Consider the following 17,374-nt stretch of genomic DNA (forward strand, 5'->3'; position numbering starts at 1 on the left):
GGGGACTTGACCCTGACGCAGCGTCAACCTCGCATGCTGACGCGGTGTCCACGACAGAGACGATCGAACCGCCGGCCTCCGGGCCCGCCATCCGGATCCGGGGCCTCCAGAAGTCCTACCGCGAGCTGCACGTGCTGCGCGGGGTGGACCTCGACGTGGCCCGGGGAAGCATCTTCGCCCTGCTCGGCTCCAACGGGGCCGGCAAGACCACCATGATCCGCATCCTGGCCACCCTGCTCACACCGGACGCCGGGACGGCCCACGTGCACGGCCTCGACGTCACCACCCGGGCGGCCCGGGTGCGGGAGGCCATCAGCCTCACCGGGCAGTTCGCCGCCGTCGACGAGATCCTCACCGGCCGGGAGAACCTGGTGCTGGTCGCCCGGCTCCGCCACCTGAGGAACCCCGGGCGGATCGCCGACGACCTGCTCGACCGCTTCGCGCTGACCGACGCCGCCGGCCGCCGGGTGTCGACGTACTCCGGGGGCATGCGCCGTCGCCTCGACATCGCGATGAGCCTGGTCGGCGAACCACCGGTGGTCTTCCTCGACGAGCCGACCACCGGGCTCGACCCGCAGGGCCGGCTGGAGGTCTGGCAGGCCGTCCGGGAACTCGCCCGGCAGGGCACCACCGTGCTGCTCACCACGCAGTACCTCGACGAGGCCGAGCAGCTCGCCGACCGGATCGCCGTCCTGCACGACGGGCGCATCATCGCCGACGGCACCCTGGCCGAGCTGCGCCGACTGCTCCCGCCCGCCACCGTCGAGTACGTCGAGAAGCAACCGACGCTCGAGGACGTCTTCCTCGCCATCGTCGGCGGGAACGGCACCGGCACCGGCACCACCGTGGACACCGCCGCCCCGACGGCACGAGCGACTGAGGACCCCCGATGACCAGACACTTCCTCGGTGACACCGCCGCCCTGCTGGGGCGGTCGCTGCGGCACATCAGCCGCAGCCCGGACACCATCATCACCACCTCGATCATGCCGATCGCGTTCCTGCTGCTCTTCGTCTACGTGTTCGGCGGCGCGATCGAGACCGGCTCCGACCGCTACGTCGACTACCTGCTGCCCGGCATCCTGCTGATCACGGTCGTCTCCGGCATCTCCTACACCGCGTACCGGCTGTTCCTGGACCTCAAGAGCGGCATCTTCGAGCGGTTCCTGTCCATGCCGGTCGCCCGCTCGGCCGTACTCTGGGCGCACGTGCTGACCTCGCTGGTCGCCAACCTGATCTCGCTGGTGCTGGTGGTGCTGGTGGCCCTCGCCATGGGCTTCCGCTCCGGGGCCGGCGTGCTGGCCTGGCTGGCGGTCGCCGGCATCATGCTGCTGTTCACCCTGGCGCTGACCTGGCTCGCGGTCATCCCGGGCCTGACCGCCACGTCCGTCGACGGCGCGAGCGCGTTCTCCTACCCGCTCATCCTGCTGCCGTTCGTCAGCTCGGCCTTCGTGCCCACCGAGAGCATGCCCGGCCCGGTGCGGGCCTTCGCCGAGCACCAGCCGGTGACGTCCATCGTGAACACGATCCGCGCCCTCTTCGCCGGGCAGCACGTCGGTGGCGAGGTGTGGACCGCGCTCGCCTGGTGCGCCGGCATCCTCGTCGTCGCGTGGAGCGGCGCGATGGCCGTCCACCGCCGCAAGGTCGGTTGACAGTGACCCGGCTTCAGGCAGGCTGAGACCATGCTGACGATCGGACGGCTGGCTTCCTACGCCGGGGTGACCATCCGCGCCGTCCGGCACTACCACCAGATCGGGCTGCTGCCGGAGCCGGAACGCGACGCCTCCGGCTACCGCACCTACGACGCGACCGCGGTGGTACGGCTGATCCGGATCCGGACCCTCGCCGAGGCCGGCGTCCCGCTGAGCCGGGTCCGCGAGCTGCTCGACGCCGACCCGGCGACGTTCGCCGCCGCCACCACCGAGATCGACCACCAGTTACGTGCCCAGATCCGGGCACTCCAGGAGCACCGACGGCGGATCGCCAGGCTCCGTGACGGTGACACCCTCGCCGTCCCCGCCGAGGTGGTCGACTATCTGGACCGGCTCCGCGCCGCCGGGGTGCCACCGGTCGCCGTCGAGGGCGAACGCGACGGGTGGATCCTGATGGCGGCGCGGTGGCCGGAAGCGATCCCGATGATGATGGCCGACAAGGTGGCCCAGCTCGACAACCCCCAGCTCGTCCAGTTCTACCGACTGATCGGACGGATCGCCGAGAACTGGCAGGACGACGAGTTGCTGCACGAGACGGCGGACCTGATGGCCGAGATGTTCGCGCAGGCGGAAGCCGCCGGGGAGCTGCAGATGCAGAAGGAGGTCACCCCGGACCCCGCGTTCGTCAGGTTGATGGACTCGTTCGCCGACGCCGCCCATCCCGTCGTCGGGCGGCTGCGCAGGCTCGTCGCCGACCGGGGGTGGACCGGCTGGACCGTCATCGAGAAGCGCCGGCCCTGAGCCGCCCGTCGGGCGGTGACCCACAGGTCACGGGGGACGTCGCCCGACAGCCGACCGCCTGACCGCAGCCCCCCGCCGCCCGGGGGGCTGCGGTCAGCCCTTCTCCAGGTATTCCGCGCGCTCCTCGTCGACCAGGGCGGCGACCGAGGCGGCCAGCGCCGGATGCCGGGCCAGCTCCGGGTCCTCCTCGGCCAGGGCGAGCGCCTCGACCCGGGCGTCCCGGATCAGGTCGGCGTCGCGCAGCAGGGACAGCAGCCGCAGGTGCGAGCGGTGACCGGACTGGCTCGCCCCGAGCACGTCACCCTCCCGGCGCTGCTCCAGATCCAGCTCGGCCAGCTTGAAGCCGTCGGTGGTGGAGGCAACCGCGTCCAGCCGTTCCCGCGCCGACGAGCCCTCGGCCGCCTCGCTGACCAGCAGGCAGAGCCCGGGGGCCGAACCCCGGCCGACCCGACCCCGGAGCTGGTGCAGCTGCGAGACCCCGAACCGGTCGGCGTCCAGCACGATCATCACGGTGGCGTTGGGCACGTTCACCCCGACCTCGACCACCGTGGTGGCGACCAGCACGTCGAGGTCACCGTCGGCGAAGGAGCGCATCACCGCGTCCTTCTCGTCGGCGGGCAGCCGGCCGTGCAGGACACCGATCCGCAGCCCGTGCAGCGGCCCGTCGGCGAGCAGCGGCGCCACCTCGGTCACCGCCAGCGGTGGGCGTCGCCCGTTGTCGTCCTCCGGGGGCGGCTCGTCCTCGGCCGCCGGCCCCTCACCGATCCGCGGGCACACCACGTACGCCTGGTGGCCGGCGGTGACCTCCTCGCGGACCCTCCGCCAGGCGCGGTCCAGGAAGGCCGGTTTCTCCGCCGCCGGCACCACGTGCGAGGCGATCGGGGACCGGCCCTGCGGCAGCTGGGACAGGGTGGAGGTCTCCAGGTCGCCGTAGACGGTCATCGCCACCGTGCGCGGGATCGGGGTGGCCGTCATCACCAGCACGTGCGGCGGCTGGTCGGCCTTGGAACGCAGCGCGTCGCGCTGCTCCACGCCGAAGCGGTGCTGTTCGTCGACCACCACCAGGCCGAGGTCGGCGAAGTCGACCCCCTCGTAGAGCAGGGCGTGGGTGCCGAGCACGATGCCGGCCCGCCCCCCGGCGACCTCCGCGAGCGCCCGGCGGCGGGCCGCCGCGCCCAGCGAACCGGTGACCAGCTCGACCCGGGTCGCGTCGTCGGCCGCACCCAGCTCACCGGCCTGCGCCAGCGGGCCGAGCAGGTCGAGCATGCCCCGGTGGTGCTGGGCGGCGAGCACCTCGGTCGGGGCGAGCAGGGCCGCCTGCCCGCCCGCGTCGACCACCTGGAGCATCGCCCGCAACGCCACCACCGTCTTGCCGGACCCGACCTCGCCCTGCAACAGCCGGTGCATCGGGTGCGGGGTGGCCAGGTCGGCGGCGATCTCGACGCCGACGTCCCGCTGCCCGGGGGTCAGCTCGTAGGGCAGCCGGGCGTCGAACGCGTCGAGCAGGCCGCCCGCCTTCGCCGGGCGCGGGGTGGCCGGCGAGGACGCCGCCCGCAGCTTGCGCCGCACCAGGGTCAGCTGCACGGCGAACGCCTCGTCCCACTTGAGCCGGCGGCGGGCCCGGTACAGCTCCTCCTTGCTGGACGGCCGGTGGATCTCGCGCAGGGCGGTGCCGATGCCGACCAGCTTCCGGCCGGCCCGCATCGACGCCGGCAGCGGGTCGTCCGGCGGGGTGACGGTGTCCAGCACCACCCGGACGCAGCGGGCGATCACCCAGGTCGGCACGGCGGCGGCGGCCGGGTAGACCGGGATCAGCGCCCCGGCGAACTCCTCGACCTCCTCGGAGGCCGCCACCTCACCCTCACCCCCCTCGCCGAGCAGGACGTACTCGGGGCCGTTGAGCTGCCGCTTGCCCCGGAACTCGGTGACCTTGCCGGCGAACAGCCCCCACCGGCCGGGGCGCAGCTCCCGCTCCCGCCAGGCCTGGTTGCCGAAGAAGGTGAGGGTCAGCGTCCCGCCGGAGTTGTCGCCGACGGTCACCTCCAGCAGGTTGCCCCGGCGCTGCCGCATCGGGCGGACCGCCGTGCGCTGCACCTGGGCCAGCACGGTGACCTGCTCGCCGACGTCCAGCGAGCGGATGTCGGTGTGCTCGCCGCGCTCGTCGTAGCGGCGCGGGAAGTGGTACATCAGGTCACCGGCGGTGTGCAGGTCGAGGTGACCGGCGAGCGCCTTGGCGGTCTTCTCCCCCACCAGCTTCGACAGCGCGGTGTCCACCGTCGCCGGCTCCGTCGTCGTCATTCGACCCCCACCAGGAGCGGATAGTGCGGTTGCCCGCCCGGGTACGCCTGGACCTCGACGAACGGCCAGCGCTGGCTGATGTGCGCCCGGACCGCCTCGGCGAGACCGGTCGGGGCGTCCGCGCCGGTGAGCAGGGTGACCAGCTCCCCGCCGCCGCCGAGCATCCGGTCGACCACGGCGGCGCAGGTGTCGACCAGGTCGCTGCCGATCAGGTGCACCTCCCCCTCGACCAGGGCCAGCACGTCACCGGGGCGGCACGGGCCGGCGACGGTCAGCGCCTCCCGGCTGGCGTGGCACACCTCGGCGTACCGGCAGGCGCCGGCCGCCTCGGCCATCGCGATGACGTCGTCGGCGAACCGGCGCTGCGGATCCCGGACGGCGAGCGCGGCCAGCGCCTGCACCGGCGAGCGGGTCGGCACCACGCTCACCCGCACCCCGAGCCGGTGCGCCTCCCGGGCCGCGGCGCTCGCCACCGCCTGGGTGTCCGGGTCGTTGGGGAGCACCACCACCCGGGCGGCGGCGGTGGCCCGGATCGCGTCCAGCAGCTCGCCGGTGGACGGGTTGCCCGGCACCACCGTCGCCCCCTCCGCGCCGAACAGCTCGGCGATGCCGGCCCCGGCCGCGACGACCACGGCGGCCCGGCTCCCGGGGGCGGGCACGGACCGGAGGTCGGCGGCGGGCACGACCCCGGCGGCGGTCCGCTCGGCACCGGGGGCGGGCACGGCACCGGGGGCGGCGGTCTGGTCGGCGAAGCGGGTCACCGAGATGCGGTACGGCCTCCCGGCGGCCACCCCGGCCTCGACGGCCGCCCCGACGTCGTTGACGTGGACGTGCACGTTCCAGGTGGTGGACTCCGCGGGTGAGCCCGCGTCGCCGACCACCACCAGCGAGTCGCCCAGCGTGGCCAGGGTGGCGCGGAGCCGGGTCACCGCCTCGTGCGGGGCGTCGAGCAGGAACTGCACCTCGTAGGCGTACTCGGGGGAGCCGGTCTCCCGGACGCCGGTCAGCGGCGGGCGGGCCGGGCGGACCACCGGCGTCGGCTCGGGCGGGGACTCCCCCGTGACCACCTCGACCAGCGCGTCGAGCAGCAGGCAGAGGCCCCGGCCTCCGGCGTCGACCACGCCGGCGTGGGCCAGCGCGGGGAGCTGCTCCGGGGTGCGGGCCAGCGCGCGGGTGGCCGCCCCGGCGGCGGCCCGGGTCACCGCGCGCAGGTCGTCGCTGTCGGCCCGCTCGGCGGCGGTCGCGGCGGCGGCGACCACGCTGAGCACGGTGCCCTCGACCGGCCGGGCCACCGCGGCGTAGGCGGCGGTGGTGGCGGCGCGCAGCGCGGCGGCGAGCGCGCGGCCGGCGACGGTGGGCACGCCGCCGAGCGTGTCGGCGAGGCCGCGCAGGATCTGCGAGAGGATCACCCCGGAGTTGCCCCGGGCACCGAGCAGCGCGCCCCGGGCCAGCAGCCGCAGCGCGTGCCCGTGGCCGGTCGTGCCGTCCTCGGGCAGGGTGCCGAGATCCATCGCCAGCGCCTGCTGGGCCGAGGTGAGGGTGAGCACGAGATTGGTGCCGGTGTCCCCGTCGGGGACCGGGTAGACGTTGAGCTCGTCGATCTCACCCTGGTGCCGGCGCAGTGCGGTGAGGCCGCTCGCGCACCAGCGGCCCACCGCGGCGGCGTCGAGGGTGTCCAGCACGGCCAGAAGCCTACTGGCGGTGACCGACACCCGCCGGGGTCGGCCGGCGTGTCCCCCCGCTCCGGGCCGGTTGGTCCGGCCCGGGGTCCATCGGGTAACCTGACCAGGTTGTCCGGGCAGCGCCTGCCGGCGACCTCATGAACGTATCAATCTCAGGAGTATCCCGTGGCTAGCGTGTGCGACGTCTGTGGCAAGGGGCCGGGCTTCGGCCACAACGTGTCCCACTCGCACCGGCGGACCAACCGCCGCTGGAACCCGAACATCCAGTCGGTGCGTACCCCGGCCGGTGGCGGCAACACCAAGAAGCTCAAGGTCTGCACCTCGTGCATCAAGGCCGGCAAGGTCACCCGCGCCTGACCCGGTAGCACCTCCGCCGCTCCAGCTCCGACCGGTACCGGCGGGCCACCACGGCCCGCCGGTATTGTCGTGCGCCCGTTCCGGTAGCGGTCAGAGCACCCGGCCGAACGACAGGCAGCCGGGTGCGTCGGCGTAGTAGCCGAAGTTGGGAATCCGCTCGTACCCCGCGGCGGTGTAGAGGGCGATCGCCTCGGGCTGCCGGTCACCGCACTCCAGGATGATCCGCTTGCGTCCGTGCCGGCGGGCCGACTCCTCGACGGCGGCCAGCACCGCACGGGCCACCCCGCGCCCCCGGACGGTCGGCGCGGTGTACATCCGCTTCAGCTCGGCGCTGTCCTCGCCGTGGCTGCGCCATCCCGCGCAGCCGACCGGCTCGCCGTCGAGGCGGGCGACGAGGAAGTCGCCGTCCGGCGGCGCGAACTCGGCCGCGTCGACGGGGGTCTCGTCGCCGGTGCCGCCGTACCGGGCGCTCAGGTCGGCCATGGTCGCCCGGATCAGCGTCTGCGCCTCCGCCGAGGCGAAGCCGGACGGGCGGATCTCGATCTCACTCACGGGGTGAAGGGTACGACCGCCCCTTACCGGAAGTGGTCCCAACCGGCCGGTCCGTCGTGCGCGTCACCGTCGACGGTCACCCTTGCGCCCTCGGCCACCCGGCCCACCGCCCGCCACGACGGGGGCAGGGCCACCGCCGGGGGGAAGGTGGCGACCAGGGCGTGGTCGTCGCCCCCGGTCAGGATCCAGGTGTACGGGTCGACACCGAGCGCCCGCGCGGCGTCGGCGAGCTGCCGGGGCACCTCGAAGGCGTCCCGGCGCAGGTCGACACCGACCCCGCTGGCCTTCGCCAGGTGCCCGAGATCGGCCAGCAACCCGTCCGAGACGTCGATCATGGCGGTCGCCCCGAGCCGGGCGGCCTCCGGTCCGGCCGGGTAGGGCACCTCCGGCCGCCGGTACGCCTCGACCAGCAGGCGCGGGGTCCGGAAGCCCCGGGAGAGCACGGTCAGCCCGGCGGCGGCCCACCCGGTCCGGCCGGCCAGCGCCACCACGTCGCCCGGTCGGGCCCCCGAGCGGACCACCGGTGCGCGTCCGTCCAGGTCGCCGAGGGCGGTCACCGCGATGGTCAGGGTCGGGCTGGCCGACATGTCCCCGCCGACCACCCCCGCGTCGACCAGCGCCGCCTCGGCGGCCAGCCCGTCGGCCAGCTCCTCCGCCCAGGCGGTGTCCAGGTCGGTGGGGGCGCAGAGGGCCACCAGCAGGGCGGTGGGGGTGGCGCCCATCGCGGCGATGTCGGCGAGGTTGGCCGCCGCCGCCCGGTGTCCGACGTCCCGGGCGCTCGACCAGTCCCGCCGGAAGTGCCGCCCCTCGACCAGCACGTCGGTGGAGGCGACCACCCGCCGGTCGGGGGTGGCCACCACGGCGGCGTCGTCACCCGGCCCGAGCAGGCACGACGATCCGTACGTCAGCCGGGCGGTGACCCGGTCGATGAGGCCGAACTCGCCGACGTCCGCGACACCCATGTCTTCCTTCCGACACCCTCGCTAGCTGCTTGTCCGTGACCACCGATAGGGATCACGCCTGCTCCGTAGGGTATTTTCACCCTTCGGGCCGCCCCCGGCGGCGACGGACGGAGGTCGAGTCGTGGTACAGGCGTACATCCTCATCCAGACCGAGGTGGGCCGGGCGCGGGACGTGGCCGGTCTGATCGCGGACCTTACCGGCGTGGTACGCGTCGACGCCGTCACCGGGCCGTACGACGTGGTCGTCCTCACCGAGGCGAACACGGTCGACGAACTCGGCAAACTGATCGTCAGCAACGTGCAGATGGTGCCCGGCATCACCCGCACCCTCACGTGTTCGGTGGTGCGCCTGTAAGTGGACGAGAAGACCTCCTTCCCGCAGACCCCGACCGACGCCGCACCCGCAGCCGGGCCGGCCAGACAGGTGCCCGCCTCAGCCGAGCCGACGACCGGGCTGGCCGACCGGTCCGGGCCGACGACCCGGCGGGTGGCCGACCGGTCCGCCGCCACCGACGGCAAGCGGGCCGGCTGGGACCGGTCGACCCGGCGGGCCGCGCTGCTCGCCACCCTGGTCGCCGTCCCGGTGACGGTGGCCGTGGCGGGCTTCACCGTCGCCAGGCTGTCCCCGGAGCCGCCGACCGCCGCGCCGGGCCCGTCGCCGACGAGCCTGCGCCCCCAGTCCGGCGCTCCGGTCGAGATGGCCGCCCCGGCGCTGGCCGAACGGCCCGGTGTGGTGTGCCGGGCGTTGGTGTCGCAGTTGCCGGCCACCGTCCGGGAGCTGGCCCAGCGTCCGGTGACCGCCGGGCCCGAGCAGAACGCCGCGTACGGCGACCCGGCGTTGACGGTGGCCTGCGGCGGTCCCGAGCCGACCATCGAGCCCACCGCCGACGTGTGGACCGTCAACCGGGTGTGCTGGTACGCCGCCGAACGGCCGGACGCCACGGTGCTCACCACCCTCGACCGGGAGACCGCGGTCACGGTGACGGTGCCCCGGGCGTACGAGGGGCCGTTGCAGTGGCTCAGCCCGATCTCCGACGCGGTGGTCGCCTCCGTGCCGTCCGGCGGCGAGAGCCCGGCCGGCTGCCGCGGCTGAGGTCGTCCGCCCCGGTCCGGCCACCGACGGCGAAAACTGTTTGACGGCACCGATAATCTGATCCTCCGTACCTACGGCTGACCGTGGGTGTCGAGGGGGCCTCGCCCCCTCACCACCCAGGAGCCGCAGTGCGCCGGACGCCCGCCCTCTCGTTCCTTCTCGTCACCGTCTTCCTGGACATGCTCGGGCTCGGCCTGATCGTGCCCATCGTGCCGGCCCTGCTGACCGCCGTCACCGAGGACGCCGCCGCCGCCGTCCGCTGGTCCGGCGTGCTCGGTTCGAGCTACGGCCTGCTGCAGTTCGTCGTCTCGCCGCTGCTCGGGCGGCTCTCCGACCGCTACGGCCGGCGGCCGGTCCTGCTCGTCTCACTGAGCTGCCTCGGCGTGGACTGGCTGGCTCACGCGGCCTCGCCCAGCCCGTGGACGCTGCTGCTGTTCCACGCCCTCGCCGGCGCGTGCGCGGGCACCAACACCGTGGTCAACGCCTACCTCGCGGACGTCACGGCGCCCGAGGCCCGCGCCCGCGCGTACGGCCTGGTCGGTGCCGCGTTCGGGCTCGGCTTCGTCGCCGGCCCGACCGTCGGTGGCCTGCTCGGCACCGTCGACGTACGCCTTCCGTTCCTCGCCGCCGCGGCGTTGTCCTTCGCCAACGTCGGGTACGGCTGGTTCGTGCTGCCCGAGTCGCGGCCCGGCGACCGGACGACCCCGCTGACCCTGCGGACGGCGAACCCGGTCAGCGCCGTCGCCGTCGTCCTGCGCCGGCCGGTGCTCGGACGCCTCGCGTACGCCCGGTGCTGCGCCGACGTCGCCCGGATGACCCACCAGTCCACCTGGACGTTCTTTCTCACGCACCAGTTCGCCTGGAGCACCGCGCGGGTCGGTGCCGTGCTCGCGGCGGGGGCGCTCGCCGGGGCACTGTTCCAGGTCAGGGCGGTCGGCCCGATCGTGCGTCGGCTCGGGGACAGGCGGGCCGCGGTGGTCGGCGGCCTGCTCGGCGTCGCCGCGCTGGCGGGTACGGCGTTCGTGACGACGCCCTGGCTGCTCCACCTGCTCCAGGCGGTCGGCGTGCTCGCCTCGGTGGGTGGTGCCGCCGCGCAGTCGTGGCTCTCCCGGCTGGTCCGGCCCGACGAGCAGGGCACCGTGCAGGGGGCGCTGACCGGGATCGGGGCCGCCACCGAGACGGTGGTGCCGGTCGTGGCCGGGACGGTGTTCGCCTGGTCGCTGACGTACGCGGCACCGGGCCTGGTCCTCCTCGGTGCGGCCGTCTTCGCGGCCGGGTCGACGTTCCTGCTGGCCACCACGCCCGACCAGCAGCGACCGTGACCGGCACGACGGGAACGGGGTGACGGGAACCGGGGTGACGGGAACGGGGTGACGGGAACGGCACGACGGGAGCGGCCGGGAAATGCGACGGTCGGGTGGCGGTGCCCCCCTTCCGTCGACCCGCCGGCCCACCGGTCCGGGCGCTATTCGGGCCGTTCGATGTCCACGCTTTCCGGCCGGCCGTGCTGCCGGGTCACCGCCATGCACGTCCCCTTAGGCATTTGCGCCCCGTGGAAGTTCCACCAACAGCGATCCGGCATCTCCCGGAGCGATTCGGCCGTGCATCCTGATCGACGAATCAGCGAAACCCTTCCGGTGGATGGAAATCGGCAAGTCATCGCACCGGGAACGACGCCCGCCGGCACCGGTCGACCCGACGGCCATCGCTGCGACATTCGTCATTCACGTAGCGGTCCACCCGATGACCCGTCGAAGAAACTCGGCATTCCCCACGGTCTGCGGTCGATCATGCGGTTTGCCGGACAAAAGGCAGGTGCGAACGCCAGTCACGGCAATCAATATGGCTTTCACCTGCGAAAACGCCCGGAAGTCCGCTGGATGGGCTTCCCGAAGCAACCAAAACCCATCCGGTCGACCAAAGGGACGGTTTGGCAATCGGCTGATCGGCGGGCCAGCATGGACTGATCGGTCACACTTGCCGCACGCCAATTGCCGCGGCCAGGGCGAACGGACGATGCGATCGGACGTTCACCCCCACCCGACGACCACATTCTGGACGCTGCGAGCTACGCCGCTATGAAGCGAACGTGAATACCGTGTTTCAGCGCCTACGGAAAAGAGCACGTCAGCCTGCCTGACACCACATGACTACCCTTCACGGCCACCGCAAAGCGCCTTACCGGAAGTTGTCTTCGCCGGTATGGCGCTAACATCCGAGCACGCTTGCGTCAATGCTCCACATGCGACAGGATCTAGCGCGGAATCCGGACGCGTAATTGCTAGCCTTCGATGGCAACCCCGTCGTCCATACAGGATCGGCGGCATTGTTCGTCTCCTCATCGGAGGTCACCCACATGGTCCACACCGGACCTGCGCGTCCGCGCGCGAAACGACTCGCCCTCGCCGGGCTGACCGCACTCACGGTCCTGCTCGGCACCCAGACTCCGGGCCTCGCCCAGCCGGCCGCGCCGAACGCAGCGGCCCAGCCGCCGAGCGCACCCGGTCTCGGTCAGGTCGCGAGCAAGAAGGAGGCCCGGCCCGGCCCGCTGCCCACCCGGTCCGGCAGCGTCAAGGTCGCCCCGTCCCGGTCCGCCGCCCGCAGCGGCGGCGTGGGCACCCAGGCGATCAACGACAAGGTCGCGCTGAAGGCGCTGATCCTGGCCACCGACCCGGCCGACTTCGGCGTGGCCACGCTCACCACCACCCTCAACCGGGTCGGTGCCGGCTACGACATCCTGTACACCACCACCCAGACGCTCTCGCCGAGCACGCTCGTCGACGGCAACGGGGTGGGCAAGTACAACGCGGTCCTGCTCACCAACAGCATGCAGCTCTACGAGTCGGGCGGTAACTACCTCAGCGGCCTGACCAGCACCGAGTGGAACACCCTCTGGGCCTACGAGCGCAACTTCGCGGTACGCCAGGTCGCCCTCTACACCAGCTACGGCACCTGGCCGGAGGACTACTGCCTCAACTCCGCCGGGGAGGGCGCGGTCGGCGAGACCCCGCTGCCCGTCTCGCTGACCACCAGCGGCGCGGCGGTCTTCGACTACCTCAAGAGCACCGCGCAGATCCCGATCACCCAGTCGTACGTCTACCGCACCTCGATCCGGGCCGGCTGCAACGCCCAGGCCCTGATGACCAACGGCTCCGACGTGCTGGCCGTGAGCACCACCTCGACCGACGGCCGGGAGCGGATCGCGCTGACCTTCACCGCCAACCAGTACCTCCTCCACGCCGACCTGCTGGTCTACGGCCTGTTCCGGTGGGCGACCAAGGGCCTGTTCCTCGGTGAGCAGAAGCACCACCTCAACGTGGACATCGACGACTGGTTCGCCGCCTCGGCCCACTACATGGCCGACGGCACCGTCGACTACGGCCCCGCCATCCACGTCACCGGGCACGACGCGGTCAACCTCGACGCCAAGCAGACCGCGCTGCGCACCGCGCACCCGCTGGCCTCGGGCTTCACCTTCAACATCCCCTACAACGGCGCGCAGATCGACCCGTTCGCCGGCAGCGCGTGCAGCCCGAACGGCGACGCCAACACCCTCACCGCCACCACGAAGTGCCTCAAGAACAACTTCCGGTGGATCAACCACACGTTCAGCCACCCGGCGCTGAACACCACGGACTACGCCACCAACCACGAAGAGATCTCCGAGAACCAGACCGCGGGCAACGCCATCGGGCTGAACCCGCCGGCCACCGTGCTGAAGACCCCCGAGTACTCCGGTCTCGGTGTCTACAACAACGCCAGCGGCGTGCTCACCGACCACGGCCTCGCCGCGTCCAACCCGGACCTGATCGAGGCGGCGGCGGATCTCGGCATCAACACGGTGGCCGGCAACATGTCGTTCGCCAGTCACGTGCCGGCGAACTTCAACGGCTCGACCGCGCACCCGCTGGACCCGAGCATCGCGGTGGTGCCGTGCTGGCCGACCAACATCGCCTACCACACCACCAACCAGGCGGAGGAGGCGCACTTCTACAACTCCTTCTACGGCCCGAACGGCGCCTTCCCGTACTGGCCGACCGACCGCACCTACGCCCAGGTCCTGGACTACGAGTCCACCGTGGGCCTGCAGCACGTGTCGTCCGGCTCGATCTACTCGCACACGTTCCACATCGCCAACGTGCGTGACTACGGCTCGGGCGACACCCTGCTCACCGACTGGGTCGACGCCGTGCTGACCAAGTACGAGTCGTACTACTCGGTGCCGCTGCTGAACTCGGCGTGGACCGACATCGCCGCCTACACCAGGACCCGGACGGCGCACTTCGCGGCGCTGGGCGCCGGGGCCTCGGCGGTCTACGACCGGACCACCGGGGAGATCACGGTGACCTCGCCGGCCGCCGGTTCGCTGCAACTCGGTGGCGTGACCGCGACCACCACCGGTGCCGGCACCTACGGCACCGACGTCACCGTGCCGGTGACGCTGGCGGCCAACACCGCCGTGACGTTCACCGCCGCTCCCCGCGCATAGCGCGGGACGGCTCGACCAAGCACAGAGAAACGGGGGAACCGGTGCGGATCGCGCTGGTCTCGGAGGGCACCTACCCGTACGCGATGGGTGGGGTGAGCATCTGGTGCGAACAGCTCATCCGAGGAATGCCGGACTACCGGTGGGAGGTCGTGGCGCTCACCGTGGACGGCACCGAGGAGCCGGTCTTCGACCGGCCGGCGAACCTCGACCGCGTGCACTCGATCCCGTTGTGGGGCGGCCGGCCGACCGGCCGCCCCCGGCGGGGCCGGGGCGTGCTGGTCCCGTCCGGTCGGCCGGGTGCGGAGTTCGTCGAGTCCTACGAGGTGTTCCTGCGGGCGCTGGTCACCCCGCTGGAGTCGACCCGCTCCCAGGCCGGCGCGGTCAACCGGAGCACCTTCCTGCTCGCGCTGCGCGGCATGTTCGAGTACGCGGCCGGCGGCGGCGACCTGAGCGCGGCCCTGCTCTCCAACGAGGCGCTACGGATGATGCTGGAGGCCTGGCACACCCTGCGCGTCGAGGAGACCGGTCCCGCGCCCACCGTCGCCGACGCGCTGGAGGCGGCCTGGCTCATCTCGCACATGCTCCGGCCGTTGAGCGCGCCGCCGGTGCGCGCCGACATCGTGCACTCGTCGATGAACGGGCTCGCCACCCTCGTCGGGATGGCGGCCACCTGGACGTACGGCACCCCGCTGGTGCTCTCCGAACACGGCATCTACCTGCGCGAGCGCTACATCTCCTACCTGCACGACGACGCGCCGCACCCGGTCCGGGTGCTGGTGCTGAGCTTCTTCCGCTCGCTGGCCGGCGCGGCCTACCTGATCACCGGCGCGCTCGCCCCGCACTCGCAGTACAACCGGCGCTGGCAGCTGCACAACGGCGCGGACCCGGACCGGATGTGGACGATGTACAACGGCGTCGACCCGGACGAGTTCCCGCCGGCCGCCGGCGAGCCGGAGGTGCCGACCATCTCGTTCATGGGCCGGATCGACCCGCTCAAGGACCTGCACACGCTGATCCGGGCGTTCGCGCTGGTCCGGGCGGAGATCCCGAACGCCCGACTGCGCATCTTCGGCGGGACGCCGGCGGCCAACAAGGTCTACCACGAGAGCTGCGAGGCGCTGATCCACGAACTCGGGCTGACCGGGCACGCCGTCCTGGAGGGTCGGGTCGGCAACGCCGTCGAGGCGTACCACGCGGGCAGTCTGGTGGCGCTGACCAGCATCTCCGAGGGGTTCCCCTACACCGTGGTGGAGGCGATGGCGTGCGGGCGGCCGACCGTGTGCACCAACGTGGGCGGGGTCGCCGAGGCGGTCGGCGACACCGGGTTCGTGGTCGCGCCGCGTGACGTCGCCGCGATCGCCGACGCCTGCGTACGGATGCTGAACGACCGGGAGATGCGGCTCCGGCTCGGGGCGGACGCCCGCGCCCGGGTGTTGGAGAAGTTCACCCTGCAACGCTCGTTGCAGGCGTACCGCGACATCTACGAGCGGCTCGCCGAGCCCCGCTCGGCGTCCCCCGCCCCGAAGCACCTGCGCGGTCAGGCCCAGGGCTGGGTCAGGGTGCCGAACCGGACGACCCGACCCGGGGTGGCGGCGGTCACCGCCCGGCCGGTGGCGACCCCCGTCACCGCCCGGCCGGAGGTCGCACCCGCCGCCCGGTCCGAGGCCACCCCCGCCCGGCCCCAGGCCACCCCGGCCACCGCCCGGCCGGAGGTGGTACCCGCCACCCGACCGGAGATGGCACCCGCCGCCCGCGCGGAGGCGGCACCCGCTGTCTGGCCGGGGGCCGCCCCGGTCGCCGCCCGGGTACCCCGGCAACGGGGGCCGGAGCAGTACTCGTCCGCCGCGTACCGGTCCCGCCACGACCCGAACTCGTCCGGCCCCGAGCTGCCGCACGCCCCCGGCCCGGGCCCGGACGACGAGCCCACCATCATGATGCACACCACCGGTGGCCGCTGATGACCGACGCCCACGACCCGGACGTCACCGATCCGTTGTTCCGCCCCGTCGCCACCATGACCACCGACGCGGGAGCCGACACCGACCGGACGGACAGCCCCGAACGCACCATCCTGCTGCCCCGGATCTCCACCGACCCGGTCGACGACCTGGTCGAACGGGTCCGTCCCCAGCTCGCCCGCGCGGTGGACGCGCTCCAGGTCGCCGCCGCCCTGGAGGCCGACGGGCACACCGACCGGGCGGCCCAGGTCGAGTACGGCTACCGCGACGTCTTCGTCCTCGCCTCGGAGGTGTTCCGGCGGTTGGGGCCGGCCCCGGCGGTCGACGACCGGCCCGTCGGCGCACGACCCGCCACCGACCGCCGGGGTGACCTGCGGACGATCTCGCACGGCCTGCTGTACGTGCTGCCGAGCGCCGCCTTCCCGGCGGTGCTGGCGGTCGTGGGTCGACCGGGCCTGGTGCTCGGCATGATCCTCGCCGGCACGGTGGGGTGGATCTGGTCGGGGGTGGCCGCCCACGCGGCGTTCCGCCTGCTCGGTCTGGGTCGGGTCCGGTCGGCCAGCCGGGTGCTGCGGCTCGCCGCGCTGACCGCGCCCCTGCTCGGCGCGGTGGCCGGCGCTGCGCTGCTGCCGTACGGCGGGCTGCCGCTCGCCGCGATGATGGTCTGCCAACTGACCTACCAGCTGGCGAGCACGCTGCTGATGTTCCACCGTCGTGAGTGGTGGCTGGCGGTGGCGATGCTCCCGGCGGTGCTGTCCGGCGCGGTCTTCCTGCTCGACGGGGGCGCGACGGCCCGGCTCTGGGCGGTCGGCGGGGCGGTCCTCGGCGTGCTGGCCAGCTTCGCCGCCGGGCTCTGGGCCAACCGGGAGGCCGCCCGGGCCGGGGAGCCGCCGTCCCGGGAGCCGCTGTGGCCGCCCGCGTCCCGGCTGCTCGGTGTCGCCGGCTACGGGCTCTGCTCGGCGGTGCTGCTCTTCCACGCCCAGGCGCCCTACCTGCTGGGCCGGCTGGACATCGCGGCGGCGGCGGTGCCGCTGATCCTGTCCATGGGGTTCGTCGAGTGGCGGACCGGCCGGTTCTGGGCGAGCGGGGTCGCGCTGTCCCGGCGGGCCCGGCTTCCGCGCGGCTTCGTCGCCGGGATCTGGCGCACCATCGGCCGGGAGGTCGCCGCCTGTCTGGCGGTGCCGGCGGTGCTCGGCCTGGTGCTGGTCGTCGTGCTCGCCCAGGTGGGTCAGCTCTCGGCCGCCGGGGTGGTGATGACCACCGCGCACGTGGCGCTCGCCGGGGCGTACTACCTGGCTTTCCTGCTGGTCGGCCGGGGCCGGTACGGCTGGTTGTGCCTGTCCGTGGCGGTCGTGGTCGTGCTGCACGTCGGTCTCGGCGCGCTGCTCGGCGTGGCCCCGCTGGTCGGGCAGGGCGACGACCCGCTCGCCGACACCTCGCTGTACCTGGGCGGCGTACTGCTGCTCCAGGTGTTGTTCGCGCTCGGTCTCGTTCCGGTGATCGGGCAGGTTCGGCACTACCGATAGTCCAC

The 17,374-nt window shown here is 73.2% G+C and carries 15 protein-coding genes; 11 read left to right on the plus strand and 4 right to left on the minus strand.

Going from position 1 to position 17,374, the window contains the following annotated elements; genetic code table 11:
* The first annotated feature begins 44 nt into the window (after positions 1-44).
* From GA0070623_RS11405 to GA0070623_RS11415, 3 genes are read left to right on the plus strand one after another with little or no spacing between them, the layout of a single operon-like run.
* Positions 45-893 carry an ABC transporter ATP-binding protein gene (locus GA0070623_RS11405; RefSeq protein WP_067305383.1) on the plus strand — a complete coding sequence of 283 codons (849 nt, stop codon included), beginning with the start codon at positions 45-47 and terminating at the stop codon, positions 891-893.
* Positions 890-1,651: an ABC transporter permease gene (locus GA0070623_RS11410; RefSeq protein ID WP_067305386.1), complete on the plus strand. Its 762-nt coding sequence runs from the start codon at positions 890-892 to the stop codon at positions 1,649-1,651. The genes GA0070623_RS11405 and GA0070623_RS11410 overlap by 4 nt, the downstream gene beginning before the upstream one ends.
* 30 nt (positions 1,652-1,681) lie before the next feature.
* The gene (locus GA0070623_RS11415) at positions 1,682-2,452 is read left to right on the plus strand and encodes a MerR family transcriptional regulator (RefSeq protein ID WP_067305389.1); all 771 of its coding nucleotides are present in this window, start codon (positions 1,682-1,684) and stop codon (positions 2,450-2,452) included.
* 93 nt (positions 2,453-2,545) lie between these two features.
* On the opposite strand, the gene recG is transcribed toward GA0070623_RS11415, so the two are convergent.
* Complete coding sequence (gene recG, locus GA0070623_RS11420; protein ID WP_067305393.1) at positions 2,546-4,750, minus strand: ATP-dependent DNA helicase RecG; 2,205 nt, start codon at positions 4,748-4,750, stop codon at positions 2,546-2,548.
* Positions 4,747-6,432, minus strand: coding sequence for a DAK2 domain-containing protein (locus tag GA0070623_RS11425; protein WP_067305396.1), 1,686 nt, complete (start codon positions 6,430-6,432; stop codon positions 4,747-4,749). Before GA0070623_RS11425 ends, recG begins: the two co-directional genes overlap by 4 nt.
* Positions 6,433-6,597: 165 nt before the next feature.
* On the opposite strand from GA0070623_RS11425, the gene rpmB reads away from it, so the two are divergent.
* Positions 6,598-6,789 (plus strand): 50S ribosomal protein L28, encoded by a 192-nt coding sequence (rpmB, locus tag GA0070623_RS11430; RefSeq protein WP_011905179.1) that lies wholly within the window; start codon positions 6,598-6,600, stop codon positions 6,787-6,789.
* A gap of 90 nt (positions 6,790-6,879) precedes the next feature.
* On the opposite strand, the gene GA0070623_RS11435 is transcribed toward rpmB, so the two are convergent.
* Positions 6,880-7,341, minus strand: coding sequence for a GNAT family N-acetyltransferase (locus GA0070623_RS11435; protein WP_067305399.1), 462 nt, complete (start codon positions 7,339-7,341; stop codon positions 6,880-6,882).
* A 23-nt stretch (positions 7,342-7,364) separates the two neighbouring features.
* A complete protein-coding gene (locus GA0070623_RS11440; protein ID WP_067305401.1) occupies positions 7,365-8,303 on the minus strand; it encodes a thiamine-phosphate kinase in 939 nt (312 codons plus the stop codon).
* A gap of 121 nt (positions 8,304-8,424) precedes the next feature.
* On the opposite strand from GA0070623_RS11440, the gene GA0070623_RS11445 reads away from it, so the two are divergent.
* The 7 genes from GA0070623_RS11445 to GA0070623_RS11470 all read left to right on the plus strand — a co-directional run bounded on the left by GA0070623_RS11445 (position 8,425) and on the right by GA0070623_RS11470 (position 17,369).
* Positions 8,425-8,658 (plus strand): Lrp/AsnC ligand binding domain-containing protein, encoded by a 234-nt coding sequence (locus GA0070623_RS11445; protein WP_067305404.1) that lies wholly within the window; start codon positions 8,425-8,427, stop codon positions 8,656-8,658.
* Complete coding sequence (locus GA0070623_RS11450) at positions 8,659-9,396, plus strand: DUF3515 family protein (protein ID WP_407937977.1); 738 nt, start codon at positions 8,659-8,661, stop codon at positions 9,394-9,396.
* 128 nt (positions 9,397-9,524) lie between these two features.
* The gene (locus tag GA0070623_RS11455; protein ID WP_089004009.1) at positions 9,525-10,718 is read left to right on the plus strand and encodes an MFS transporter; all 1,194 of its coding nucleotides are present in this window, start codon (positions 9,525-9,527) and stop codon (positions 10,716-10,718) included.
* Between the two features lie 159 nt (positions 10,719-10,877).
* Positions 10,878-11,363 (plus strand): hypothetical protein, encoded by a 486-nt coding sequence (locus tag GA0070623_RS29915; RefSeq protein WP_157517494.1) that lies wholly within the window; start codon positions 10,878-10,880, stop codon positions 11,361-11,363.
* 389 nt (positions 11,364-11,752) lie between these two features.
* The gene (locus GA0070623_RS11460; protein ID WP_067305411.1) at positions 11,753-13,885 is read left to right on the plus strand and encodes an Agd3-related carbohydrate-binding protein; all 2,133 of its coding nucleotides are present in this window, start codon (positions 11,753-11,755) and stop codon (positions 13,883-13,885) included.
* Between the two features lie 41 nt (positions 13,886-13,926).
* Complete coding sequence (gene pelF, locus GA0070623_RS11465; RefSeq protein WP_197700067.1) at positions 13,927-15,843, plus strand: GT4 family glycosyltransferase PelF; 1,917 nt, start codon at positions 13,927-13,929, stop codon at positions 15,841-15,843.
* Positions 15,843-17,369: a hypothetical protein gene (locus tag GA0070623_RS11470; protein ID WP_067305414.1), complete on the plus strand. Its 1,527-nt coding sequence runs from the start codon at positions 15,843-15,845 to the stop codon at positions 17,367-17,369. The genes pelF and GA0070623_RS11470 overlap by 1 nt, the downstream gene beginning before the upstream one ends.
* Positions 17,370-17,374: the final 5 nt, after the last annotated feature.

Source organism: Micromonospora rifamycinica (assembly GCF_900090265.1).
GTDB lineage: Bacteria > Actinomycetota > Actinomycetes > Mycobacteriales > Micromonosporaceae > Micromonospora > Micromonospora rifamycinica.